Origin of the sequence: Desulfobaculum bizertense DSM 18034 (assembly GCF_900167065.1) — a bacterium.
Taxonomy (GTDB): Bacteria; Desulfobacterota; Desulfovibrionia; order Desulfovibrionales; family Desulfovibrionaceae; genus Desulfobaculum; species Desulfobaculum bizertense.
This window is the reverse complement of sequence record NZ_FUYA01000007.1, coordinates 149,034-173,046: the sequence shown is the minus strand read 5'-3', so window position 1 is coordinate 173,046 and position 24,013 is coordinate 149,034. Positions and strand designations below refer to the sequence as shown.

At 53.0% G+C, this 24,013-nt stretch carries 20 protein-coding genes and 3 tRNA genes; 10 read left to right on the top strand and 13 right to left on the bottom strand.

The window, feature by feature from the left end; all coding sequences use genetic code 11:
• Window positions 1–55: 55 nt before the first annotated feature.
• From argS to B5D23_RS11340, 3 genes are all read left to right on the top strand, one after another.
• Window positions 56–1,708 (top strand): arginine--tRNA ligase, encoded by a 1,653-nt coding sequence (gene argS, locus B5D23_RS11350; protein ID WP_078685553.1) that lies wholly within the window; start codon window positions 56–58, stop codon window positions 1,706–1,708.
• Between the two features lie 44 nt (window positions 1,709–1,752).
• Window positions 1,753–2,478, top strand: coding sequence for an SPOR domain-containing protein (locus B5D23_RS11345; RefSeq protein WP_078685552.1), 726 nt, complete (start codon window positions 1,753–1,755; stop codon window positions 2,476–2,478).
• A gap of 233 nt (window positions 2,479–2,711) precedes the next feature.
• Window positions 2,712–4,478, top strand: a complete 1,767-nt coding sequence (locus tag B5D23_RS11340; protein WP_078685551.1) for a long-chain-fatty-acid--CoA ligase — start codon at window positions 2,712–2,714, stop codon at window positions 4,476–4,478.
• Between the two features lie 65 nt (window positions 4,479–4,543).
• On the opposite strand, the gene B5D23_RS11335 is transcribed toward B5D23_RS11340, so the two are convergent.
• On the bottom strand, window positions 4,544–5,173 hold the full coding sequence (locus B5D23_RS11335) for an FMN-dependent NADH-azoreductase (protein WP_078685550.1): 630 nt from the start codon (window positions 5,171–5,173) through the stop codon (window positions 4,544–4,546).
• Window positions 5,174–5,312: 139 nt separating this feature from the next.
• Here B5D23_RS11335 and B5D23_RS11330 point away from each other — a divergent pair, with 139 nt between their 5' ends.
• Complete coding sequence (locus B5D23_RS11330) at window positions 5,313–7,694, top strand: ABC transporter substrate binding protein (protein WP_233815334.1); 2,382 nt, start codon at window positions 5,313–5,315, stop codon at window positions 7,692–7,694.
• Between the two features lie 55 nt (window positions 7,695–7,749).
• On the opposite strand, the gene dxs is transcribed toward B5D23_RS11330, so the two are convergent.
• From dxs to ispG, 7 genes are all read right to left on the bottom strand, one after another.
• Entirely contained in the window at window positions 7,750–9,660 is a 1,911-nt protein-coding gene (gene dxs / locus B5D23_RS11325) for a 1-deoxy-D-xylulose-5-phosphate synthase (protein WP_078685548.1), read from the bottom strand.
• A 51-nt stretch (window positions 9,661–9,711) separates the two neighbouring features.
• Window positions 9,712–10,611, bottom strand: a complete 900-nt coding sequence (locus B5D23_RS11320) for a polyprenyl synthetase family protein (protein ID WP_078685547.1) — start codon at window positions 10,609–10,611, stop codon at window positions 9,712–9,714.
• The gene (gene xseB, locus B5D23_RS11315) at window positions 10,604–10,834 is read right to left on the bottom strand and encodes an exodeoxyribonuclease VII small subunit (protein WP_078685546.1); all 231 of its coding nucleotides are present in this window, start codon (window positions 10,832–10,834) and stop codon (window positions 10,604–10,606) included. Before xseB ends, B5D23_RS11320 begins: the two co-directional genes overlap by 8 nt.
• Before the next feature lie 4 nt (window positions 10,835–10,838).
• The gene (locus B5D23_RS11310) at window positions 10,839–11,744 is read right to left on the bottom strand and encodes a M23 family metallopeptidase (protein ID WP_078685545.1); all 906 of its coding nucleotides are present in this window, start codon (window positions 11,742–11,744) and stop codon (window positions 10,839–10,841) included.
• Window positions 11,745–11,751: 7 nt separating this feature from the next.
• Window positions 11,752–13,137: an exodeoxyribonuclease VII large subunit gene (gene xseA / locus B5D23_RS11305; RefSeq protein ID WP_078685544.1), complete on the bottom strand. Its 1,386-nt coding sequence runs from the start codon at window positions 13,135–13,137 to the stop codon at window positions 11,752–11,754.
• Between the two features lie 88 nt (window positions 13,138–13,225).
• Complete coding sequence (locus B5D23_RS11300) at window positions 13,226–14,965, bottom strand: proline--tRNA ligase (RefSeq protein ID WP_078685543.1); 1,740 nt, start codon at window positions 14,963–14,965, stop codon at window positions 13,226–13,228.
• Window positions 14,966–16,063, bottom strand: coding sequence for a flavodoxin-dependent (E)-4-hydroxy-3-methylbut-2-enyl-diphosphate synthase (gene ispG / locus B5D23_RS11295; protein WP_078685542.1), 1,098 nt, complete (start codon window positions 16,061–16,063; stop codon window positions 14,966–14,968).
• 299 nt (window positions 16,064–16,362) lie between these two features.
• Between ispG and B5D23_RS11290 the strand changes: the two genes are divergently transcribed.
• From B5D23_RS11290 to B5D23_RS11275, 4 genes are all read left to right on the top strand, one after another.
• Window positions 16,363–16,439 (top strand) — tRNA-Arg (locus tag B5D23_RS11290).
• Window positions 16,440–16,568: 129 nt separating this feature from the next.
• A tRNA-Arg gene (locus tag B5D23_RS11285) sits at window positions 16,569–16,645 on the top strand.
• Window positions 16,646–16,826: 181 nt separating this feature from the next.
• A complete protein-coding gene (locus tag B5D23_RS11280; protein WP_078685541.1) occupies window positions 16,827–17,336 on the top strand; it encodes a DUF3124 domain-containing protein in 510 nt (169 codons plus the stop codon).
• Window positions 17,337–17,430: 94 nt separating this feature from the next.
• Window positions 17,431–17,507 (top strand) — tRNA-Arg (locus tag B5D23_RS11275).
• A 39-nt stretch (window positions 17,508–17,546) separates the two neighbouring features.
• Here B5D23_RS11275 and B5D23_RS11270 read toward each other — a convergent pair.
• On the bottom strand, window positions 17,547–20,300 hold the full coding sequence (locus B5D23_RS11270; RefSeq protein WP_078685540.1) for a PAS domain S-box protein: 2,754 nt from the start codon (window positions 20,298–20,300) through the stop codon (window positions 17,547–17,549).
• Between the two features lie 208 nt (window positions 20,301–20,508).
• On the opposite strand from B5D23_RS11270, the gene B5D23_RS11265 reads away from it, so the two are divergent.
• The gene (locus tag B5D23_RS11265) at window positions 20,509–21,336 is read left to right on the top strand and encodes a tetratricopeptide repeat protein (protein ID WP_078685539.1); all 828 of its coding nucleotides are present in this window, start codon (window positions 20,509–20,511) and stop codon (window positions 21,334–21,336) included.
• A gap of 18 nt (window positions 21,337–21,354) precedes the next feature.
• Window positions 21,355–21,573: a hypothetical protein gene (locus tag B5D23_RS11260; RefSeq protein ID WP_078685538.1), complete on the top strand. Its 219-nt coding sequence runs from the start codon at window positions 21,355–21,357 to the stop codon at window positions 21,571–21,573.
• A gap of 85 nt (window positions 21,574–21,658) precedes the next feature.
• Here the strand turns inward: B5D23_RS11260 and B5D23_RS11255 are convergent, their stop codons facing one another.
• From B5D23_RS11255 to B5D23_RS11240, 4 genes are all read right to left on the bottom strand, one after another.
• Complete coding sequence (locus B5D23_RS11255) at window positions 21,659–21,967, bottom strand: AzlD family protein (RefSeq protein ID WP_078685587.1); 309 nt, start codon at window positions 21,965–21,967, stop codon at window positions 21,659–21,661.
• Window positions 21,954–22,691, bottom strand: a complete 738-nt coding sequence (locus B5D23_RS11250) for an AzlC family ABC transporter permease (RefSeq protein ID WP_078685537.1) — start codon at window positions 22,689–22,691, stop codon at window positions 21,954–21,956. The genes B5D23_RS11255 and B5D23_RS11250 overlap by 14 nt, the downstream gene beginning before the upstream one ends.
• Before the next feature lie 65 nt (window positions 22,692–22,756).
• Window positions 22,757–23,593, bottom strand: coding sequence for an AraC family transcriptional regulator (locus B5D23_RS11245; protein ID WP_078685536.1), 837 nt, complete (start codon window positions 23,591–23,593; stop codon window positions 22,757–22,759).
• 143 nt (window positions 23,594–23,736) lie between these two features.
• Window positions 23,737–23,919, bottom strand: coding sequence for a ferredoxin (locus tag B5D23_RS11240; RefSeq protein WP_078685535.1), 183 nt, complete (start codon window positions 23,917–23,919; stop codon window positions 23,737–23,739).
• Window positions 23,920–24,013 lie beyond the last annotated feature (94 nt).

The following is a 24,013-nucleotide window of genomic DNA, read 5'->3' as shown; positions in this document are numbered from 1 at the left end:
ACAATACTGAACCACCTAACGTGCCCCATTTTGTGGGTGACACAGCGAGAAGTACATGCGTGCACACGACTATTTAAAAAAACTGCTTGAAAAATTTGTTGCTGACAACGGCTACGAGTGGCCGGAAAAGGCAAACATCGAGACCCCAAAAGACCAGAAATTTGGTGATCTTGCCACCAACCTTGCAATGATGCTGACCCGTCAGGCCAAAAAAGCCCCACGCGACATCGCCGCAGCCATTGCAGAGTCCATTTCTGGTGATGCTCCCGCCATTTCCAAGGTTGAAATTGCAGGTCCCGGCTTTCTGAACGTGACCTTCACTCCCGAGTTCTGGCAGGAAACCATCAGTGAAGTTGCCAAGGCTGGTGACAGCTTTGGTACCTCCACCCTTGGCGCAGGCAAAAAGATTCAGGTGGAATATGTTTCCGCCAACCCCACCGGTCCCCTGCACATCGGCCACGGTCGTGGTGCTGCCGTTGGTGACAGCCTCGCCCGCATCCTTCGTGCTGCTGGCTTTGATGCACGCACCGAGTACTACCTCAATGATGCTGGCCGCCAGATGCGTATTCTTGGAAACTCTGTCTGGGTCCGCCTCCAGCGCCTGCTTGGCACTGAGGTTCCCGATCCGGAAGATTTCTACAAGGGTGACTACATCATCGACATTGCCCAGCAGGTTCTCGACGAGAACGCAGGCATTGCCGAGCTTCCCGAAAACGAAATTCTGGACATCTGCCGCGAAACAGCCATGAACACCATTCTTGATGGTATCAAGGCTGACCTTGCCGACTTCCACGTCGAGCATCAGGTCTGGTTCTCCGAAAAGAGCCTTGTTGAAACCGGCGCTGTCGAAAAGACCTTCAAGCGTCTCGAAGAAAAAGGCCTCGCCTTTGAAAAGGACGGCGCTTTCTGGTTCAAGTCCACAGAATTTGGAGACGACAAGGACCGCGTCCTTCGGAAGTCCGACGGCTCCCTGACCTATTTTGCGTCTGACATTGCTTACCACGACAACAAGTTTGACCGTGGCTTTGACAAGGTTGTCGACATCTGGGGCGCTGACCACCACGGTTACGTTCCCCGCATGAAGGCTGCGGTTGAAGCTCTTGGCCGCGACCGCGATGACCTCGAAGTCATCCTGGTCCAGCTGGTGAACCTGCTGCGCGGTGGCGAACAGATTGCCATGTCCACACGTGCAGGACAGTTTGAAACACTGGCCGACGTGGTCAAGGAAACAGGTTCTGATGCTGCCCGCTACATGTTCCTGTCCCGCAAGTCCGATAGTCATCTGGACTTTGACCTTGAGCTGGTCAAACAGAAGACCATGGACAATCCGGTCTACTACGTGCAGTACGCACACGCCCGTATCCACTCTGTCATGCGCAAGGCACAGGAACGTGAAATCGTTCTTGGCACACTGAGCGCAGAGCAGCGTGCCCTGCTGAACACTGACGAAGACCTTCGCGTGCTCAAGCTTCTGGCCCAGTATCCCGACATCGTGGAATCTGCTGCCAAGGGTCTTAGCCCGCACTTCATCAGTTATTATATGCAAGAACTTGCAGGAGCTCTCCACCGCTACTACCATGCAAATACTATCCTTGGAGCAGAAAGCGCCGAACTGGTTCAGGCACGCCTGCACCTGCTCATGGCCGTTGCACAGGTTATCCGCAATGGTCTTGGCCTGCTTGGTGTTTCTGCTCCTGAACGCATGTAAAACAGCACACACCCGTTCCCGACGGTACACGAGGAGCAGTCAATATGGGTCTTAGCCTCAAGTTTGGCAAAAAAGACAAGAAAAAAAATAACGGCACCAGAAAAAACGACAGCAAGGAATCAGGCAAAGAGCCAAAGCGCTACACAGTCTCGTTTTCCCTTGCCGGTGTTATTTCCCTCTGCGTGCTCACCCTTGTCGCCCTGTCATGGATTTTTATTCTCGGGGTCCTCGTAGGCCGTGGCTACAAGCCAGAGAAAGCAGTCCCGGAACTTGAGCGCATTATGCCCCAGCCTCAGGAGCAGGCTCAGCCTGAGCCGCCAAAGGTTCTCAAGCCTGAAGAACTGGAGTTCTATTCTGACCTGTCTGGCAAACAGCCAGAAAAAGAGCAGGCTCCAGAAAAAACACAGGCTGTTCGCACTGCGCCAAAGAAAGCACCAGCTCCAGCTCCCAAACGACTTGAGGAGCCAAAGCGACCTGAAAAGGTAAAGGTGACAGTCAAAGTCAGAGAACGCACCCCCGGGGTTCAAAGCTACCGCTTTACCTATCAGGTTGCCTCGCTCAAAAATCACGAGGCCGCCCAGCGGGTACAGAAAAAACTCTCTGGTCTGGGACTGAGTTCCAGCATTCAGACTGCCAAAACCTCCAAAGGGACATGGCACCGCGTGCTGGTTACCATGAACGGAACAGATCAAGACGCCGCAGCACTGCGCAAAAAACTGGGAAGCGTTGGCATATCCAAACCCTTCCTGAAATCTCGCAAAGCGCTGTAGCACACAGACGACACAAAAAGCCCGGAGTTCGCTCCGGGCTTTTCTTTTTTTATAAAGTACCGCTTCTTGTTCCTGCTCAAAGACAAGAATATTCAGAAATCCCGCCGCTATTGCGTAAGCAACGAAAACCCCCTTCACTTCGCGCCAAATCCATATTATGTGTTTCGTCTTGTTCTTCTGTGCGTCGTACTCCCGACAGCATAGAGCACTCCCAATCCATGTTAAGGTATACCATGACAGAAATAACCCGCCCCTGGCTTCAAAGTTACGACAAGGAAGTCAGCGCGACCATTGATTGCGAAAATATACCAGTTTTTGGGTATCTGGACCTTGCGGCCAAAAAGTTTGGCAAACGCAAGGCCATTGTGTTCAAAAACTGGAGCATCACGTACAAAAAGCTGCTTCACAAAAGTGAAGTTCTTGCAGCGAACTTCCGTAACCTTGGCATCCAGCCCGGAGACCGTGTCTCCATCATGCTCCCAAACCTGCCGCAGACCATTCTGTCGTACTGGGGAGCACTCAAAGCTGGCGCCATTGTGGTTATGACCAATCCGCTCTACATGGAAACCGAGCTGATTCACCAGCTCAACGACGCAGAATGCGACACCATGATCGTTCTGGACCACCTCTGGCCCAAGATCGAAGCTGTCCGCGACAAGCTCCCGGTCAAGCGCTTCATCATTGTCCGCATTTCTGACTGTCTGTCCTTTCCGCTGAATTTTCTTTATGGCTTCAATGCCAAGAAAAAGAAGCTCTTCACAGACGTTCCATACGAGCAGAAAAACATCATTCGCTGGAAAGATCTGCTCAAGGGCAAAGAGCGCTACAGCCGTCCCCCAACAGATCCCAAGGAAGACTTGGCCCTGCTCCAGTATACCGGTGGAACCACGGGTATTTCCAAAGGCGTCATGATTACGCACCAGAACATGACCGCCAATGTTCAGCAGTGCCACCAGATTCTTCATGCGATTGGCAACAAGCACGAAACCTTTGTTGCCGTCATGCCCTATTTTCACATCTATGGCCTGACCACCTGCCTGAACCTGCCGACATCCATTGGCGCCACTATGGTGCCCATGCCCCGCTTTGATCCTGCGGAGCTGCTTGGCACGCTCAAAAAACGCAAAGTCTCCATCTTCCCGGGTGCACCTGCCATTTACTCAGCCCTGCTGCTCCAGAAACACGTTTCGCCCAGTGACTTTACCTCGGTGCGCTACTGTGTTTCCGGCTCTGCCCCAATTCCGGTAGAGATTCTTGAGCAGTTCAAGGCCATCACCCATGCGGACATCATTGAAGGATACGGACTGACCGAAGCGTCTCCGGTAACCCATCTGAATCCGCTGGTTGGAACCAAGAAAAACGGGTCCATTGGTCTGCCCTTCCCCTCCACTGATGCCCGCATCGTGGATATGGAAGTCGGCGAACTGACGCTGGCACCGGGCAAGGCCGGCGAACTGGTTCTGCGTGGGCCTCAGGTCATGCGTGGCTACTGGAAACGTCCTGACGAAACAGCAAATGCCGTGCGAAATGGCTGGCTGTACACAGGCGACATCGCCACGATGGACGAAGAAGGCTACTTCTACATTGTCGACCGCAAAAAAGACCTCATCATCACCAGTGGCTACAACGTGTACCCTCGTGAAATTGATGAAGTCCTGTATGAGCATCCAAAAATCAAGGATGCGGTCGCCGTTGGTATTCCTCATCCAGCCCGTGGCGAAATCATCAAGGTCTATGTCGTCCTGCACAGCGGCGAAAAGATGAGCGGAAGCGATGTTATTTCGTGGTGCCGCAAGAAGCTCGCCAAGTACAAGGTTCCACGCAAGGTGGAATTCCGCCCCGAACTTCCCAAGACGCTGGTCGGCAAAGTTTTGCGCCGCGCCCTGCGTCAGGAAGAAGAGGAAAAAATGAAAAAAATGGCAGCCAAACGTGCAGCACGAAAAGCTGCAAAGGAAGCCAAAGCCGCCAAAGAAGCTCAAGAAGCAGAAGGCGACAAGTAACGTCAAAACTAAACGGCCAGCTCCCACGTGGAACTGGCCGTTTTTTATGCGCACTGCCTCAAAGTTTAAAAATGTGTTGCAATCTGCCGTGCGGCTTCCAATGCCTGCTCTTTGTTTTCATCACGCTTGTCAGGTCCCATCATCGTGCCTTCCACAGCCACAGACTCCACATCAGTGATTCCCATAAAATTCAGCATCATTTCCAGATATGGAGACTGGTGGTTGTAGCCCTCTGCCGGAGTACCGGGGATATACTCCCCACCCCGTGAATACACGACCATAGCCTTCCTGCCCTGAACCAGACCATGATATCCACCATCTTCTGCCACGCCAAAGGTGTAGCCGGGCTGGTTGATAATATCGATATACTGCTTGAGGATGTACGGAACGCTAAAGTTCCACATCGGCACAGCAAAAAGATAGCGCTTGTGAGCCTTAAATTCTCCAATCAGCTCCTCAACTTCTTTCCACGCATTTTTTTCTGACATGGTGTGTTCCAGACCATGCATGATGTTGTACTTTGCCTGAATCCGAAATCCGTCAAAACTCGGCAGCCCAACTTCAAACAGGTTCTTTTCTGTCACCAGTCCTCCGGGATGTGCCGCAAGCCAGATTTTGACAAACTCATCAGCAACAGAAAGCGAATGGGAGCGCTCGCCCCGTGGAGAAGCCTTCACGTACAGCAGACAATCCATGCAAACCTCCTCTGGTCAGCTTCGCAAACTCACATAAGAGTCAAGTATACTTTTCCTGAGTATTTCTGTTATGACAGGGAGAAGCATATTCTGTCAAAGTCCAATATTTATTCCACCGGGGCAGAGAGGAGGCGATTTGATGACGCAAAAAAGCTTTCCGAACAGGACTCTTGCACGACGTTTCTGCTGGCAGATAGTCTGCTGCATTCTTTTTTTCATTTTCGCCATGTGTCTTCTTTCCCCACAGGCACATGCACGCCAGCAGAAAAGCCCAGCTAAAATTCTCGTCATCAACTCCTATCACCGAGGTTATGACTGGTCCGACAAAATCATGCACGGCATAGAAAAAACCATGCAGCGCGCAACGCCCTCCCCTCAGCTCTACTTCGAATATCTCGACACCAAGCGGACCCCACCAGAAAAGGCCTTCCGCATCACAGAACGCCACCTCAAAGACAAATACACCCGCACCAAGTTTTCGCTCATTATTGCCACGGACCATAACGCCTTTCACTTTGCCCTGCGCGAACGCAAAAAATTCTTCCTGAATATCCCGATTGTCTTTTGTGGAATTGATGCAGAACTGGCCGCAAAATATGAAAAAGACCCGCTCATCACGGGTGTTGTCGAAGAGCGCGATCCCGAAGGAACGATTTCCCTCGCTCTGCACCTCTACCCTGAGATGAAGCGACTCGTCGCCATAAGCGACACCACAACCACAGGACAAAACCTGCTGGCATCGGTGCGCACAACCATGAAAGAAAAACACCCCGACCTCGCCTACAAGGAATTTGTCGGCTTCACCGCTGCCCAGCTCAAGCGACGGCTGGCGGCCCTGTCCGAAGGCTCGGTCCTGCTTTTTGTTTCTGGTTTTTTAGACAGTGAAGGTCAGGCCCACTCCCTTCAGGAAACCTTTCAACTCATCACATCGTCCACCACACTTCCGGTTTTTACTCTGGTTGGCACGTACCTTGGCTACGGCGCACTTGGTGGAGAGCTGCTTAGCCCAGAGCTTCAGGGCGAGCACGCTGCACACAAAGCACTCCAGATTCTTTCTGGCATCTCGCCCAATGATCTTGCCATCGACATGACCAGCCCGGTGGAAATCGTTCTCGACTGGAATGCCATGGAGCGTTTTGGAATAGCCCAGCAGGATGCTCCAGAAGGGAGTATCATCAAAAATTCTCCAGAGTCTTTTTATGAACGGTACAAGAGCATTATCTGGACAACTCTGGCCATTGGCATTGGGCAGCTCATTATCATCATTGCCCTGCTCTTCACGACCATCAAGCGTCGCATCGCCGAAAAACTTTTGCGGGACAGCGAGAAAAAATTCCGCCGTATTTATGAAAACATGCGGGAAGGATACTTCCAGGCAGAGATGGACGGCACGCTTGCGGTCGCCAATGACGCGCTTTTACGCATGACCGGCTACACTTCGCCCTCAGAGGTTGTCGGAAAACTTGTTCAGGATGTTTTTTATACAGACGTCAATGTCCGCCATGCGATTCTGCGTCAGGTCATGGAAACAGGAGAAATGATAGGACAGGAGATTCCCCTCAAAAAAAAGGACGGGACTGTATTTGTGGCGGACTGCTCCATCCATCTTATTTATGATGACAATGGGAACGCTATCGCCACAGAAGGACTGATTCGCGATATTTCCCTGCGCAGAATGGCTGACGAACTGCTCATCGAGTCCGAAAAGATGTCGAGTCTGTCGCAGCTTGCGTCTGGCATGTCTCATGCGCTGAACAATCCGCTGGGGGCAATCCTGCAAAGTACCCAGAACATTCAGCGACGGCTTTCTCCAGAGCTGCCCAGCAATGAGCCTGTGGCTCACAAATGCGGAACCAGCATCGAGAATATTCATAATTATGCCAAAGAGCGCGACATACTTCATATGCTCAACGGCATTTTCCTTTCCGGACAGCATGCAAACAGCGTCGTCGCCCAGCTCAGCAGTTTTAGCCGCCACTCCAAGGGCGGACGCAGCCGCTATGATATTCATGAAATTCTTGCCGACAGCCTCACCCTGTCCAAGCATGACTACAGTCTGCATCGCGACTTTGACTTCAAAAAGATCAACATCGTCACACACTACGACAACAGCATTCCCTCCGTAAGCTGCATCGCTCCAGAAATTCGGCAGGTCTTTCTCAAACTTCTCATTCACTCTGCCCAGTCAATGTACGCGACACAGGGAGCAGGCACCCCCACCATTTCAATCACAAGCTTCCGAAGCTCCCCCACGAGCATTGGCGTCAGCATTGCGGACAACGGGCCAGGCATGACAAAAGAAACACTGAGCGAACTCTTTGCGCCAAAAGCTGGTGGCCGGGCCAACAGCCTTGGCCTTGCGGTGGCAAAATACATCATTGAGGATCATCACAAAGGCACTCTGGACGTGCAGTCCGAACGAGGAGAAGGCGCAACGTACACGGTGACTCTCCCCATCACCGAAGAAGAGTCACCAGACGCCCAAGATGACGCAGCCAGTTCAGACACTCCCGCAGAATAAAAAAAACGGCCCGGAATTTCCGGGCCGTTTCTGTTTCATCATATGTCGAAGCGAACTACTCCGCGTCGAGGAATTCCTGCATTTTTGCACAAATTCCATTCATATCCAGACCAAGCTTGGCCCGAAGCTCCTTCTGCTTGCCATGTTCCACAAAGCCATCAGGAAGCCCAAGGCGATGCACGCGACAGTGTTCCAGAGCATCATTATCTGCTAAAACTTCCAGCACGCCAGCACCAAAACCGCCCTTGAGGACATTCTCTTCCACAACGAGCATTTTGGAGAAACGCCCGGCCAATTCAACAAGCTGCTGTTCTGCAATAGGTCGGATAAAGCGGGCATTGAACACCGCAACCTTTTTGCCTGTTTCCTTTTCCAGCTTTTCTGCTGCCAGACGAGCTGGATGCACACGACTGCCAATAGCGACAATCACGCCGTCTTCGCCATCACGAACAAGCTCGCCAAGGCCAAGAGGAAGTGGTTCAGGCGCATCATGCAATTCAACGCCAACACCAGCCCCACGCGGATAGCGCAACGCCACTGGTCCCTCATGTTTCAGGGCCGTCACCAGCATTCGCTGTAATTCGGCCTCATCAGCCGGAGCCATAAAGAGCAGATTCGGAATGTGGCGCATAAAGCTCAGGTCAAATGCACCGTGGTGGGTGGGTCCATCTTCTCCAACCAAACCACCACGGTCCAGACACAGGGTCACCGGAAGATTCTGGAGACACACGTCATGCACGATCTGGTCGTAGGAACGCTGCATAAAGGTCGAGTAAATGGCAACCACAGGCCGGAAGCCCTCCGCGGCAAGACCTGCTGCAAAGGTCACAGCGTGCTGCTCACAGATTCCCACATCCACAAAGCGCTCCGGATACGCGCTTGCAAACTGGTCAAGGCCAGTTCCTTCGGGCATTGCCGCCGTGATGGCAACAATACGTTCGTCGGTCTTGGCTTCCTTGACCAGTGTTTTCCCAAACACGCTGGTATAGCTTGGTGCCCCGCAGGGTCCAAACTTCTTGGCAAGACCAGTTTCCGGCTCAAAGCACCCAACACCATGAAAATAGGTCGGATTGTTTTCTGCGGGAGTATAGCCCTTGCCTTTTTTGGTGAGCACATGAACAAGTACCGGTCCAGACAGGGTCTTCACCTGCTCAAAGACCTTGGTAAGCTGCTCAATGTTGTGCCCGTCAAAAGGTCCAAGATAATTAAAGCGAAACGCCTCAAACAACATGCCCGGCGTAAAGAAGTGCTTAAACGCCTCTTCTGACTTTCTGGCATAGGTCGCAAGATCGCCACCAATCTTTGGCACGGCCTTGAGGATACTCTCCACATCCTTTTTGAACTGGACGACCCACTTCTTGGTCAGGTTACGGGACAGGAAAGAGGACAGCGCACCGACGTTCTTGGAAATCGACATCTCATTGTCATTAAGAATGACAGTCAGGTCTCCATGCAGGCCACCAGCCTGATTCAGCCCTTCATAGGCTAGACCAGCAGTCATGGAACCATCACCAATCACAGCAATGACCCGGTTATGCTCCTTTTTCAGATCACGTCCATACGCAAGCCCAAGAGCCGCAGAGATAGACGTGGACGAATGCCCAACACCAAAGGCGTCATACGGGCTTTCGCTTCTTTTGGGGAAACCGCTCAGTCCGCCCTGGGTTCGCAGTGTATTGAACCTGTCGGCCCGGCCTGTCAAAATCTTGTAGGCATAGGCCTGATGCCCCACGTCCCAGACAAGCTTGTCTGATTCAAGATCAAAGGACTTGAGCAGGGCAAGGGTCAGCTCCACCACGCCAAGCGACGGGGCAAGGTGCCCGCCCGTATGCGAAACGGTCTGAATAATAAGCTGTCGAATTTCTACTGCAAGCTGACTCAGTTCCTGCAAGGAAAGGCGCTGTACGTCCGCAGGCGTCTTAATGCGGGAGAGTAAACTGTTTTGAGTTAACGGTGTGACGTCCATGCCGGTTCCTTTTCAGTCAGAGGTGATTCGCGAAAATATCAGTTGCTTGTCCTAGCAGGCACGCTGCACAACATAGGCAGCAAGCCCACGCAGGAATTCACCCTGCGCACCAGCAAAGTCCTTGATGGCAAGGCAGGCGCTGGAGGCCATCTGAATGGCAAGGTTTCGGCTTTCGTCAATGCCGATCAGGCTCGGATAAGTGTTCTTGCCCTGAGCTTCATCACTTCCAACAGGCTTGCCCAATTCTTTTTCATCGCCGATCACATCAAGCATGTCGTCAGCAATCTGGAAGGCAATGCCAAGATGCTTGCCATAATCAATAACCTTGGCAAGTTCCTCGTCTTTTGCTCCAGCAAGGATAGCACCAGAAAGACAGGAGGCAACAATCAGTGCGCCAGTCTTGAGCGCGTGCATGTGCTGCAGTTCACCAAGAGCAACATCCAGCTTGCCCGTCAGCTCCATGTCGACAACCTGTCCACCGACCATACCATTAGGACCAGCACCATAGGCAAGCACGGAAGCAGCCTGAAGCACACGCTCTGCGGGCACGCCCTGCACATTCAGCATCATGCTAAAGGCTTCGGTCAGCAGCCCGTCACCAGCCAGAATAGCCGTTGCTTCGTCGAACTTCTTGTGATTGGACGGCTTGCCCCGGCGCAGGTCATCGTTGTCCATTGCAGGCAGATCGTCGTGGATGAGCGAGTAGGTATGAATCAGTTCGATTGCCGCAGCAAAGGGAACCGTCACGTCAAAATCAAGGCCATAGTGCGCAGCAATGCTCAGGCACAGAGCTGGACGCATACGCTTTCCGCCTGCGAGCAGGCTGTATTCCATTGCGTCCTTGAGTCGAGGCTCAATGCCACGGTCGGCAAAGCACTTTTCCAGCTCTTTTTCGACAGTGGTGGAGTAATTTTTCAGCGTCTTTTTTATATCAACACGTTGTTCAGTCATGTTCTTTTTCCGTATGGAATTCCTTCAGTCCCTCTTCTGTGAGAAGACTGACTTCGTTTTTGGCCTGTTCCAGACGCCGACGGCAATCCTTGGCCAGTTTCACGCCGTCCTTAAACAAGGTGACGCCCTCTTCCAATGGCAGGTCCTCTTTTTCGAGGTCCTGCACAATCTGCTGCAACTTCTCAAGCTGCGTCTCAAAATTCTGCTTTTTGCGTGGTGCCACGTGCTTACTCCCGCGTTGTGGGAACACCCTTGCCAGCAAAAATAGGCATGGCATCGACCATGTTTCCCATGACCGAGAGGCCAAAGTGCAAGTGCGGCCCTGTGACTCGTCCAGTTGATCCAACCTGACCAAGAATCTGGCCAGCAGAAACAAACTGCCCTTCTTTCACATCAATATGCGACATGTGGCAGTACAGGCTCACCATACCCTGTCCGTGGTCCACAAATACCGCATTGCCAGAAAAATAAAAATTCCCAGTTAAAACAACTTCGCCCGCAGCGAATGCTTTAATAGGCGTTCCCTTGGCTCCGCGCAGGTCCACACCGCGGTGTGGTGCTCTTGGTTCGCCATTAAAAAACCGGCGAAGTCCAAAGGCGCTGCTCATAGAGCCAGGAACAGGTCGCACAAAGGGGCTGTCCCAAAAGCGTTCTGGAGAGCGACGGGCAAGCGCGGCTTTCATCAGCTTTTTTTCGCGATAATGCCGATCAAGGCTTTCCTTGCTCAGATGAACCATCTTTTTGGCAACCTTGAGGTGCTGCTCTGGGAAGGTCCTCGTCGAAACCTGCACAAGCTGAGTCAAAACCTGTGTTTTGCCCTGCGTTGCAAGCTCCACGCGCAAGCGGTACCCTCCGGCTTTTGCCCCAAGACCTACCCCAAGGGCAAACCAGTTTTCATAGTGCCCGTCAATGGGCCGCAGCACAGGCGACAGCTCTTCACCAAGCCATGACACTTTGACCCGCCGTGCCTCCCGTGGGCAGACAATCTTTACAAAAAAAGCTTCTCCCACTGAAACACTTTCTGGAGCAGAAAGAACAGCTCCGCCAGCAGAGGCCGCAGAGGCCAAGGCCGGGAATGCGCACCATCCGGCCATCACCGGAAGACTGCCAAGAAACGCCCGTCTGGAAATCATGAAATTTTTATCTCCTGCGTTTTGCTGTTACCTGTGCGGCAAGCTCACCATCACGCACGGTGAGGGAAAGCTGCTCGCCCTCCTGAACCTCATCAACACTTCGCAAGAATCGCCCTGTTGCGTCGACGGTAATCAACCCATAGCCGCGTTCCAAAGGCTTGAGAGGATCTCGGCTTTCCAGCCTGTCCTGTGCAAAAGCCAGCTCCTGCATCTTTTTGTCCAGAATCAGCCCAGCACTCCGCTCAAGTCCCTGTACAGCAGCTTCAAAACGTCGCTCCCGATCGCTCAGCTCTCGCGGCCCAAAGGAATCACTCATGCGCTGTTCACAGCGACTCAGGCGCTGAGAACTCCGATCCACAAGAGTGCCCACGTTCCGCTCCAGAGCACGCAAGCTGTCCGAGAACCGCTCCAGAAGTGCATTGAGCCGCCGCCGAGGGGACAGCCACGACACCGCTTTTTCTGTATGCTGGAGCTGACGTTCGAACTGAACCAGACGCTCACAGGCACGCTGAACCAAGCGGCCTTCAAGGGCATCGATGTCCTGCATCAGGGCATCACGCTCTGGCCACAGCATCTGAGCCGCATGCGTCGGGGTTGCCGCGCGGGCATCAGCCACAAAATCCGCCAGACTTGTGTCGACTTCATGACCAACACCAGAAAGCACAGGGACAGGCGACTGAAAAATCGCATCTGCAACGGCTTCGGTATTGAATGCCCACAGGTCTTCGAGTGAACCACCACCGCGAATCACTGCAACAAGCTCGGCCCAGCCATCGCTGGCCACCTGTCGCAGGGCCGCAGCAATCTGAGCAGGTGCGGCATCGCCCTGAACAAGTGAGGGGTAAATGCGAATTTCGCAGCCCCAGCCACGCTCATCGGCAATACGCAAAAAATCTCGTACTGCCGCGCCAGTAGGAGCTGTCACAACAGCAACCCGTTGCGGATGGTACGGCAATGCGCGCTTTCGCTCGGCGTCAAAATAGCCTTTTTCAGCCAGCATTGCCTTAAGCCGTTCAAACTCAAGATGCAGCTGACCAAGCCCCTGCTCCTGCACCAGCTCAGCAACAAGCTGATACTGACCGCGTGCGGCATACACATTCAGCCGCCCAGCACAAACCACCTCCTGCCCTTCTTCGAGCTGAGGCTGGAAGCCTTCTTCATAGACTTCGCCAGTCAGCGGGTCGACTTCACCACACTTGAAACAGCGCTGGTTCCGCTTGAACCACACAACAGAAAGCTGGGAATTTGCGTCACGCAAAGAAAAATAGATATGCCCGCTTCGGGGGCGGGTTACATTGCCGACCTGTCCCTTGACCCAGATAAATGGAAACTGGCTCTCAAGGACATCTCCAACAGCACGGGTCAGCTCTGAGACCTCAAAAATGTGCGGCATACGTCCTCCCTGCAGGCAGGTCAGAAAGGGGGACTTCCGCACAGCACAATGCCGCGGAAGTGCCCCTCTATATCATAAGAAAGCAGTACTAGTCCCGAGCGGCCTTCCAGCCGTCCAGCACCTTCTGGTAAAAGTCCTTGAGTTCTGTTTCAAGGTTTTCCAGAGAAAGCTCTGTTTTTTCGCCAGTGCGACGGTCTTTCACTTCGACAATGCCATTTTTCAGGCCCTTGCCGCCGACGACGACCTGCATGGGCAGGCCAATGAGATCAGCGTCCTTGAACTTGATGCCAGGGCGCTCCTGACGGTCGTCCAAAAGCACACTCATGCCCCAGCCTTCCATCATTTTCTCAATCTCTTCTGCCTTGCCAAGGATGTCTTCCTTGCGCGGGTCAAGGCAAAGCACAGTTGCGTCATAAGGAGCAACCGGCGGAGGGAAGCAGATGCCGTCATCGTCGTGGTTCTGCTCAATGCAGGAGGCCACAACACGGGACACGCCAATACCATAACAGCCCATAATCATGACCTGTTCCCTGCCGTTCTCGTCAAGGAATGTCGCATTCATGGACTTGGAGTACTTGGTGCCAAGCTTAAAGACATGACCAACTTCAATACCCTTGGGCAGTTCCAGAGCACCGCCACAGTGCGGGCAGGGGTCAGCGTCGGTAATCATGCGCAGGTCAATGAACGCCTCGACGTTGGCGTCGCGGGCAAGATCAAGATGCAGCACATGCGTGTCAGCCTTGTTTGCTCCTGCAACGTAGTCGTTTGCAGCCATCAGTTCGCTGTCTGCGATGATGCGCTTGACCTGTTTCAGACCAACCGGACCAGCAAAGCCAACCGGAGCACCAGTCCATTCCTGAACCTGCTCAGGGCTTGCCAGCTCTGGCTCTTCGTCAGCGTTGAGGTAATTCTTGAGCTTGATTTCGTTCAGCTCGCGGTCACCACGGACCAGAGCTGCAACAGGCTCGCCATCAACATTGAAAAGCAGAGTCTTCACAATGGCAGAAAGCGGCACACCAAGGAATTCAGCCACTTCTTCAACGGTGTGCTTGTCCGGGGTTGCGACCTCTTCCATTGCAGCGCAGCTCTCGGTGCAGGGAGCAAAATCACCCTTCACTTCGGCCTTTTCCACATTGGCGGCGTAATCGCAGGACTGACACACGGCAATGGTGTCTTCGCCAGTATCAGCAAGCACCATGAATTCATGAGAGAAGCTGCCACCAATAGAACCGGAGTCAGCTTCAACCGGGCGGAACTTCACGCCAAGGCGGGTAAAGATACGCTTATATGCTTCGTACATGGCGTGATAGCTTTCATCAGCACCAGCATCGTCGCGGTCAAAGGAATAGCCGTCTTTCATCATGAACTCGCGGCCACGCATCAGGCCGAAGCGAGGACGGATTTCGTCACGGAACTTGGTCTGAATCTGGTACACGTTCAGCGGAAGCTGACGGTAGGAACGCACTTCACCACGCAGCAGGTCAGTAACGACCTCTTCGTGTGTGGGTCCAAGGCAGTAGCCACGGCCGTGACGATCCTCAAAGCGCAAAAGCTCTTTGCCATAAAAATCCCAGCGGCCAGTTTCTTTCCACAGGTCAGCAGGCTGCACTGTGGGCATAAAAATTTCCTGAGCACCAGCACGCTCCATTTCCTCGCGGACAATGGTCTTGACCTTTTCGAGGCTGCGGAGGCCCATCGGCAGATAGGTGTAAATGCCAGAGGTCAGCTTGCGGATCATGCCCGCACGGACCAAAAGCTTGTGACTCACGACCTCGGCATCGGCCGGGGCGTCCTTCAGAGTAGGAGCATACAGTTTGCTGAAACGCATTCAGTTTTCCTCATTTCGACGTTCTAGGAGAAATTTATCCAGTTCCTCAAGAAAAGCAGGGATAAGATTGTCATTCCCCTTCACTTTTCGGATGACCTTGCCCTTGCGGAAAATGATACCAAGATCACGCCCGCCAGCAATGCCAATATCTGCCTCGCGGGCTTCGCCCGGACCATTCACAACGCAGCCCATAACCGCCACGGTAAAGACTTCCGTCACATGGCGCAGATGGCGTTCAACCTCTTCTGCAAGGTGAACAAGATCAATCTCGGTGCGTCCGCAGGTCGGACATGAAACAATTTCCGGTCCTCTGGCCCGAAGACCAAGAGAACGCAGAATTTCCCATGCAACGCCCATTTCTTCAACGGGGTCAGCCGTCAGCGAAACGCGCATGGTGTCACCAATGCCTCCAGCCAGCAAAATGCCAAGTCCTACAGAAGACTTGACCGTGCCCCGGGTCAGAGTGCCAGCTTCGGTCACTCCAATATGCAAAGGATAATCACAGCGCGTTGCCAAAAGCCGATACGCAGCAATGGTATTCAGGACCGAAGATGACTTGAGAGAAATCTTCGTGTCGTAAAAATCTCGTTCTTCCAAAAGGCGCACATGCCCCAAAGCGCTTTCGACCATAGCCTCCGGGCTTGGCCCGCCAAACTTTTTGAGCAGGGCTTTTTCCACGGAGCCAGAATTAACGCCGATACGAATGGGGAGCTGTGCAGCTTTTGCCGCCTTGACCACAGCATCAACAGCCGATTCGCTCCCAATGTTGCCCGGATTGATGCGCAGGGCACTTATGCCTGCGTCCACAGCAGCAAGAGCGAGCCGGTGGTCAAAATGAATATCTGCAATAAGCGGAACAGGAGAACGCCTGCACAGCGGCTCAAGCGCCTTTGCCGCGTCCTCATCCAGCACAGCAAGGCGAACAATCTCGCAACCAGCCTGAGCCAGCTCGTCAATCTGGCGACAGGTCGCCTCAACGTCTCGGGTGTCCGTATTGCACATGCTCTGAACAACCACGGGATTGTTGCCGCCAATCGGAACATTTCCAACATGAACAACGCGCGATTTGCGACGCGGCATCAGTGGTGTGTAATCCATATATGTGCCTCCCTGGAAGCGTAAACCTGTTATCCGATTTCCTTTCACAAGCCAAGTTGCTCCCCGCCCTCGCAAAAGGGCAAAGCAGAACCCGGCCCCAAGGATACGGGCAAAAGAAAAGGACTCCAGAGCTGGGGTCTTTTTTGTTTTCCTGATTTGTGTGCGAAAGGGATACCGCAGGCACAGGCACCTGACAACACCACGGGCATGGCAAAAATCGAAAAAATTTCAGCTTTTTTTGAAAAAGTGCTTGACGCCCGGTACCGAAAAACATAAATCCCTTTTCGCGCCAACGATGTGGGCCCGTAGCTCAGCTGGATAGAGTGCCTGGCTACGAACCAGTAGGTCGCAGGTTCGAATCCTGCCGGGCCCACCACTTCGACAAAGACGCCTCGAAGCACGCTTCGAGGTTTTTTCTGTCCCGAAAAGGCGCGGTCAGTTTTTTTGAAAAAAGCTTGACGACAGGGGATGAAAAACATAAATCCCTTTTCACGCAATACGACGTGGGCCCGTAGCTCAGCTGGATAGAGTGCCTGGCTACGAACCAGTAGGTCGCAGGTTCGAATCCTGCCGGGCCCACCACGCCAATTCAGCCTCGAAGCTTTTGCTTCGGGGCTTTTTTTGTATGCAATGCTCCCCGCCTGTCTTCTCCCCTTTTCTCAGCCTCCCCTCCCCTGCCCGACGGTTCTGAATGACTTTTCATTTTCTCACTGCTATTCTTTGGCTGCTCTGCAAAACCGTTTTCAGCAAAAGGGGTGTGCGTATGCCACACAAAAACGCTTTTCTTTCCTCTGCACTGTTTCTTGTCCTGAGTCTCTTTTTCTGCCTCGTGAATTCTGCAAATCTTCCTTTGGCTCACGCAGGCCAGCGCGCTCAGGTCAGCAAAGGACAAAAACTCTATGTCCCTGTCTACTCACATATTTATCACGGGGTAAAGAGCCGGGCCATTCAGCTCAGCACGACCCTCAGCATTCGCAACACCGACGAAGTTCACCCCATCATTCTCACCAGGGCGAGCTATTACAATACAGAAGGGAAACGCATCCGTGACCATGTGAAAGAGCCTGTCCTCATTCCGCCACTTGGGACGCATGAAATCATTGTGCAGCTCAGGGATACCAAGGGTGGCTCTGGAGCAAATTTCATAGTAGAGTGGCATTCTGACAAGGGTGTTAACGTCCCGGTCGTCGAAGCGGTCATGATCGGAACCGAATCAAGTCTCGGTATTTCCTTTGCCCGCCCGGCGCAGGTTTTGGGTGATCCAGACAGGTAAGCGTTCCTTCTTATTCGAAAAAATATCTTTTTTTGAAAAAAGTGCTTGACGCTCAGGGATGAAAAACATAAACACCTCTTCGCAACAACGACGTGGGCCCGTAGCTCAGCTGGATAGAGTGCCTGGCTACGAACCAGTAGGTCGCAGGTTCGAATCCTGCCGGGCCCACCACGACGATTCAGCCCCGAAGCTTCTGCTTCGGGGCTTTTTTTATGCGTCAGACTCTTCTGCCAAATTCAAAGGGCAGACTGTGCCCTCCCGAAGAGGCAAATGAATCACAAACTTTGCCCCGCCCCGCGTGGAGTCTTCGACAAAAAGCCTCCCGCCAAAGCTCTGGACCAGAATAAAATAGCAGACCGCAAGACCAAGTCCGGTTCGGCGTTCGGCTCCTGCTGAACCTGCCGTAGTATAGAACGGTTCAAATATCTGCTTTCGATCTTCTTCCGGCACCCCCGGCCCTGAGTCCTCCACCTCAAAAACCAGCACCTCATCCTGCACATAACTCCGCAGGCTCAGCACAGGCTGAATTTTCTGTTTCTTACCCAGCTCACCCATTGCCTGAACCGCATTTCTGCACAGATGCTGCAACGCCTGTTCAAAACCGCTTTGACTCACCGGCACACAATGCTGCGACTCGTCAATGTCAGTTTCAAAACGAACATTTTTCCCGCCGTACAGCTCATCAAGTTCAACGTCTTCCCGTATCAGCTCGACCACATTCCGCACAGCAAGCGGGACATCACACGACACACTGTTGTCTGACTCCCACTTTCCGAAATCCAGCAAGCCCCGCACAATAGACGCAGCCCGGCCGCCAGCCTGCCGAATGGCTTCGAGCATCCGCAAAACGCCCCGCTCATCAAGATAGCCCTGCAAGACAGGCAGCTTCATCCCTATCTGAGAAGCCACACGAGTATTCGCAGGAAGATTGGGACTAAGCCGCCGCTCAATATTTTGTACGCTTTGGATAATCACACCCAGCGGATTATTAATTTCGTGCGCCATGCCAGCAGCAAGCCCGGTCAGCGAACGCATCTTTTCCGTTTGCGCTCCGTGCTCCAAAAGCCGACGCGCTTCTGTTACGTCTCGAACAATGGCCAGCACATACTGCTTGTCGTCCAGCTCATAGCTCGACAGCGACACCTCCGCGTCAAAGCCTTCACCATTCGCCCGCATGTGCCGCCAGTAAAAGACTCGGCTCGTTCCTTCGACCGCCTCCTGAATCAGGCGCTCAGCCTCTCGCTGCGACGCTCCTTCCTTTTGATTCCGGGGCGAGAAGTCCACGGGAGAACGCCCAAGAATCTCTTCCCGGGGGGCAGCAAACATCTCTTCGGCCCGCTGGTTGCACTCAATAATTTGTCCATCATGGAGAACAAGAAGCGTGTCATACGCCGCATCAAAAAGCATGTGATAGCGCTTCTCACTTTGCCGCAAAGCGATTTCTGCCTGCCGCCGTGCAGTCACATCGTCACCATAACCAATAACTTCCTTGATCTTCCCCGCAGAATCCAAAATGTTCATCGAGGTCCATGAAATAATTTTTTCCGCACCCGAACGAGTATGCAGGGCCATTTCATAGCCACGCACGCCTTCTGGTCCCATATCCTGAAAAAGTTTTTCAACCTGAGTGTACTTTTCTCCAACATACAGGGTGTGCCACCAGTCTTTCCCCAAAATTTCACTTTTGCTATATTCTATGGCCTTCAATCCATACGGATTGATGAATTCCGTCACCCCCTCAGGAGACACGCCACAAATAATCGCTGGCGTCTCGTCAATAATCTGCTGAAACCGCTCCTGCTTCTTCCCAAGCTTGCGCTGCACTGCGGCCCGACGGAAATTTGCCGCGGCAAACCAAAAGGTCAAAAACACCGCAAGAGACAGTCCGCCACCAAGGGCAACCGCAAGAGAATGACGGAGTTCAAAAACCGGCTCAGGCGGAGCAAGCAACTCACTCCCCTTTGGCAAAAGGTCTTTGGAAATATCAAAAGCTTCAAGCCCGGCAAGATCAAAGACGTACGAAGCTGCTGGATGATGGGCAACGCTCTGAGCAGAGACTGGTGCCCCCTCAAAAACATTATGAACAAGGGCCGCAACAGCCTTTCCCTGCTCTCTGCCACTTACGCACAGGCCACCAATAGCCCCACGCCCCACAAGCCACTCCATACGGTCAAACACCGGGACGGCACTGTACTGCAAAAAGCTCGACAGCATATCAAGGGTTACGGGTCGCCCTGAAACGTCCCGCCAAAACGACAGCAAAAACACAAAGCTGTCCGGGGGAGCTTCGCGCAGGCGAAGCGCAAGCTGCTCTGCGGTCACGTCCTGAAGCAGCTCGATCTGCAAATCAGAATGCTTTCGACCTGCGACAGTCATAAAAGAAGCCAAGGCATGGCGTCCGCTCAGGCTCCGGTCAGCAACAACAATAACCCGACGTGCACCGGGCTGGAGCTTTCGGGCAACCTGAAGCGCCCGCTCATATTCATTGTCCCACGTCACACCCGAAAAATTGATACGCCCGCCCAGCATGTCCGGGCTGTAGCCCTCAACACCACAAAAAAGCACAGGCACACCCGGAAACAGTGTGTCCCGATTTACAAGCAAAAATTCCAGAGCTTCATTTTCCGTCGCAATGATGGCGTCGAAATGCGTATGAAGATATTTCTCGGCATACACGGCTTTCAGCGCATGAAGATATGCCGGGCTGGAATTCCAGTGCGCGTCCATGAATTCTTCAAAAAAGTTGCACCTGTCATCAGAAAGTTCCTGCCGCACCCCCTGAAAAACTTCCGTGGTCCACGGATTGGGCGCAGAAGAGTAAAGAAGGAGAATATTTTTAGGGGGATCGACTAAAGGAACTGCGCTTTCTGCCGAAGAGACCTGCATAAGAACAAGCAGAACAACAGCGAGGCAACTCACCAGCATCTGCACATTTTCCTTCACACGGAACAAACAACGCATCATGGGGCCAATCCTCCAGGCAGGCGAATCCCGTCACGGGTTGGATAACGTACCGCAAAGAACATCTGTATAAATATACCTCAAAGACAAGTCCCATACAACGACCAGCCGAAACTGCGTTGCCATCACCAGCACTCTGAGATAAGGAAGTTTTCAGAGGGATTTGCCGTAACTGCTCGTTCACCTCGAAAAAAGCTTCTGCAAAAGTACAATGCTCAATGGACCTTTCGACACCCCATTTCAACGAATCAAGCGCAACATCGCCCGGGCTACGAATTATCTGAATAAACAGGAGTACGGTAAGGCCATTAATGCTGCGCTGATTGCCTTTGCGCATGTCAAAGACTGCTCCAATGTCTATGGCCAGCAGCGGATTGAAATGCGGTTTATCCTCAAAGAATTCTGCGACAAGTTTAATACGACGCCGGGCATTCTGCTTATTCTTTCGAAGCTTAAAATCAACGCTCAGCCTTTCCTGAAATACCAAAAAGGAAAGGAACTCCAGCTTGCAAAGCGCCTGTATATGCTGGGGACCCTTCTTGAGAAGCTCGAAAAAAACAGAGAAAAGAAAAAAAAGATGGCCGTGCAGCAGCGCAAACGCCTGCTCATTGGCAAGGGGCAAGAGTACCTGAACAAGGGAGAATCCCCGCGAGGCAAGGCCTATCTCCGACGGGCCGCCTACGAATTCCGCAAAGAACCTGCGGTGGTCATCGACATCAGCAAACGCCTGCTTAAGGCCAAATTTTATCAGGAAGCAGCAGAGATCATGGAGGAATGCCGCCTGCATTTCCCCAAGGAAAGCAAACTGTACAGGCTCATTGTTTATGCGTATGTGAGCATGCACGAATTCAAGAAGGCCGAGCAGGTCTACCTTGATGCGCTCCGACAGTTTGGCAGCCATCCCATGACGCTCCTCAACATGAGCAAACTCTATCTCTACTGGAACAAACGGGACAAAGCCTTTGAGTATGCCCGCCGGGCACTTGATGCCGCGCCAAACCTGGAAGAAGCGCGCCGGATTATGGAAAAAACAGCCTAAATCAGGACGGAGAGAAACGTGGACCTCAAAGCGAGTATTGCACGTGCATGGCGCACTGCCCGTGACGATGACCGAGACATGGTGGTCGGAAAGGAACCCGGAAGCGGCTGGATCATCATGCCGCTTGATGACCCCAACTCTGACATGCTGCACCCAAGCATCATTGTCACCCCCGACGGCCTGCGCTACCCAGAGGACCACGAGCTGGTGGCCACGCTGGTGGCAGAAGGCGAATAAATTTTTCCCAAAAGAAAAGGCGACCCTCAGGTCGCCTTTTTTGTGTTCATGCGTACCGCACAAACGTCTTGGGGAAAGCTCAAGCTTACGCCATAAAATTTCGTTCCAGAGCAACAACGGCCATTCCTGCCAGCATTGCCAAAAACACATTTTTGCTTTTCCACGCCACAAGCGCAGTCAGCACTGCACCAAGACCTCCAGCAAGACCAGCCTCAGCAACAGAAGGCGCAACAAGCGACACCATAATCGTTCCGGGGAGAGCATCCATAACCCGGCGCAGGCGTCCTTCCTGCGGGAGATGCCCCGCAAGGAGCAGGCCTCCGGCCCGCAGCCCGTATGTGACCGCCGCAGCAACAAGGATTGCCACAAATTCTGCCGTACTAATCATCTGCATGGCACACCTCCACATCCTGCGCAGGAACGGCTTTTGCCTTTTCCTCTTTTTCTGGAACAGGACTCAAAAGCGTCATCAGCGCACCACAGAGCGCGCCAATCACGATGTACCATTTTCCCGGCAAAAACCGGGCAGCAAGGAGGGACACAACCAGAGCAACAGCCCACGGGAGCATGTCATCATCCTTGCCTCGCCAGATGCTGATGGCAAGTGCTGTAAAAACGGCAGTAAATGCGAAATCAAGAGCAAAGCGTTCCGGGTTGGAAACTGTCGAACCACACAGTGTGCCAGCCATAGTGCCAAGGCTCCATGCCCCAAAAACACACAGCCCAGCGCCAAGCAGATACGCTGGCGTCGCCTTGCCCAAACGATCTGCGGCCATTGTCACGGCCCAGCTTTCGTCGGTTGCAAAATGGATGATGAAAAGCCGTCTCAAAAGCGGTGTGTTGCGAAGTATTGGCTCCAAAGAAGCCCCCGCCAGCAGATAGCGCAAATTAATTACCAGAACAGCCAGCCCCATTTCGACAAAGGGCATGGACTCGTTCCACATTTCAACCATCACAAACTGCGACGAACCTGCAAAAACAAGTCCGTTCATCAAGAGCAGTGTTCCCCAGGCCATGCCTTTATGCACAGCCAGCACACCGAGCACACTCCCGTATGCCGCCACACTGGCAGACACGGGCATGGTTGCACGTACCCCTTGCGCAAAACCATTTTTCATAAAAAAAACCTCCGAAACTCACACCGTAGTCAAGTCGCAGAGGTTTTTCTTGAACAAAATTGCGGTCAGCGTGAAAGCTGACGTCGATACTGCCCGGGAGACATACCCACAAGCGCCTTAAAACGCCGGGACAAATGACTTTGATCCGAGAATCCGGCAGCAAGGGCTGCTTCTGTCAGGCTGTGCCCCTTCTCCAGCGCCTGACGCGCAAGCCCAACCCGGCACTGGTTCAAAAAGGCATGGGGGGCAATCCCCGTCGCGGCCTTAAAGGTCCGCAACACATGATACTTGGACAAACCTGCTTCCTGCGCAAGTTCATCAAGACTCACGCCTTCGGCCGCATGCTCATACAAAAAGCACTTGAGCCGCGCAGCCAGACGCACATTTGCTCCAACATGCTCAGCATCATCAGGGACAGCATGACGTGTAAAAAAATCTCGCAGGCAGGCCACAAAATGCGACTCTGCCTCCAGCCTGTTCTCTGGATAATCCTCATCAAAAAGTGACATTGCATACGAAAATCGACGTGCCAGCTCAGGATCATGCGCTTCCGGACGCAAAAAATACCGGGGGTGATCTGCGCCGGGAACATCCGCAAAGGCTTCCAGCACAGTCTGCTGCGGAACATACACGACACGGTAGGCATAGCCGGACTGCAAAGCTGGTGCCCCCGAATGAATTTCGTCAGGATTAATCGTGAACAAGCCACCGGGCTGCAAATAGGACTCCCCAAACCTGTGGGAATATCGCTGCACACCGTCCTGCACTGTTCCCAGCACGTACTCTGCATGAGCATGCGGCTCGAATGCAAACGACGTGAAGTGCGCGCGCAAAGAACGGACCTCGGCAAAGCCCGGAAGTGTGCTCATAAGAGCTAAGTTTTGTGTATCATTTTGACGCATAAAATTTATCCGTTGTGCACAGGAAGTGACATTTCGCAAAAGACACTCTCATACTCACCAGCCCTCTGGTCAAGGGGGAAAACAGCTTTCCTGGGCACAAAAAAAGGGCGACCCCAGCCGCCCTTTCAAAAAGCGATGTCATCCTACCCTTTTGAAATCGCCTCCACAGGGCAGGTATCAATAGCTTCGTCAACACACTCGGCGGTGCTGTCCGGATCAGTCACGATAGCTTTTTCGCCGTCGCCGTCCATCTCGAAAACATCTGGACACAGTTCCACACAGGTTTCACACCCAATGCAGGCGTCGGCATCGATAATAATAGCCATAATTCCTCCATCTGCTTTATGTCTAAGAATTCCTCTGCCAATCGCCCTGTATTGTGCCCCGAAGCGAAGTTTTTTGTCACGAAAAAATTTTTTT

Coding starts and splice junctions, on each gene's coding strand:
- argS (WP_078685553.1), top strand. CDS start 56: ATGCGTGCACACGACTATTTAAAAAAACTGCTTGAAAAATTTGTTGCT.
- B5D23_RS11345 (WP_078685552.1), top strand. CDS start 1,753: ATGGGTCTTAGCCTCAAGTTTGGCAAAAAAGACAAGAAAAAAAATAAC.
- B5D23_RS11340 (WP_078685551.1), top strand. CDS start 2,712: ATGACAGAAATAACCCGCCCCTGGCTTCAAAGTTACGACAAGGAAGTC.
- B5D23_RS11335 (WP_078685550.1), bottom strand. CDS start 5,173: ATGGATTGTCTGCTGTACGTGAAGGCTTCTCCACGGGGCGAGCGCTCC.
- B5D23_RS11330 (WP_233815334.1), top strand. CDS start 5,313: ATGACGCAAAAAAGCTTTCCGAACAGGACTCTTGCACGACGTTTCTGC.
- dxs (WP_078685548.1), bottom strand. CDS start 9,660: ATGGACGTCACACCGTTAACTCAAAACAGTTTACTCTCCCGCATTAAG.
- B5D23_RS11320 (WP_078685547.1), bottom strand. CDS start 10,611: ATGACTGAACAACGTGTTGATATAAAAAAGACGCTGAAAAATTACTCC.
- B5D23_RS11310 (WP_078685545.1), bottom strand. CDS start 11,744: ATGATTTCCAGACGGGCGTTTCTTGGCAGTCTTCCGGTGATGGCCGGA.
- xseA (WP_078685544.1), bottom strand. CDS start 13,137: ATGCCGCACATTTTTGAGGTCTCAGAGCTGACCCGTGCTGTTGGAGAT.
- B5D23_RS11300 (WP_078685543.1), bottom strand. CDS start 14,965: ATGCGTTTCAGCAAACTGTATGCTCCTACTCTGAAGGACGCCCCGGCC.
- ispG (WP_078685542.1), bottom strand. CDS start 16,063: ATGGATTACACACCACTGATGCCGCGTCGCAAATCGCGCGTTGTTCAT.
- B5D23_RS11280 (WP_078685541.1), top strand. CDS start 16,827: ATGCCACACAAAAACGCTTTTCTTTCCTCTGCACTGTTTCTTGTCCTG.
- B5D23_RS11270 (WP_078685540.1), bottom strand. CDS start 20,300: ATGATGCGTTGTTTGTTCCGTGTGAAGGAAAATGTGCAGATGCTGGTG.
- B5D23_RS11265 (WP_078685539.1), top strand. CDS start 20,509: ATGCTCAATGGACCTTTCGACACCCCATTTCAACGAATCAAGCGCAAC.
- B5D23_RS11255 (WP_078685587.1), bottom strand. CDS start 21,967: ATGCAGATGATTAGTACGGCAGAATTTGTGGCAATCCTTGTTGCTGCG.
- B5D23_RS11250 (WP_078685537.1), bottom strand. CDS start 22,691: ATGAAAAATGGTTTTGCGCAAGGGGTACGTGCAACCATGCCCGTGTCT.
- B5D23_RS11245 (WP_078685536.1), bottom strand. CDS start 23,593: ATGCGTCAAAATGATACACAAAACTTAGCTCTTATGAGCACACTTCCG.
- B5D23_RS11240 (WP_078685535.1), bottom strand. CDS start 23,919: ATGGCTATTATTATCGATGCCGACGCCTGCATTGGGTGTGAAACCTGT.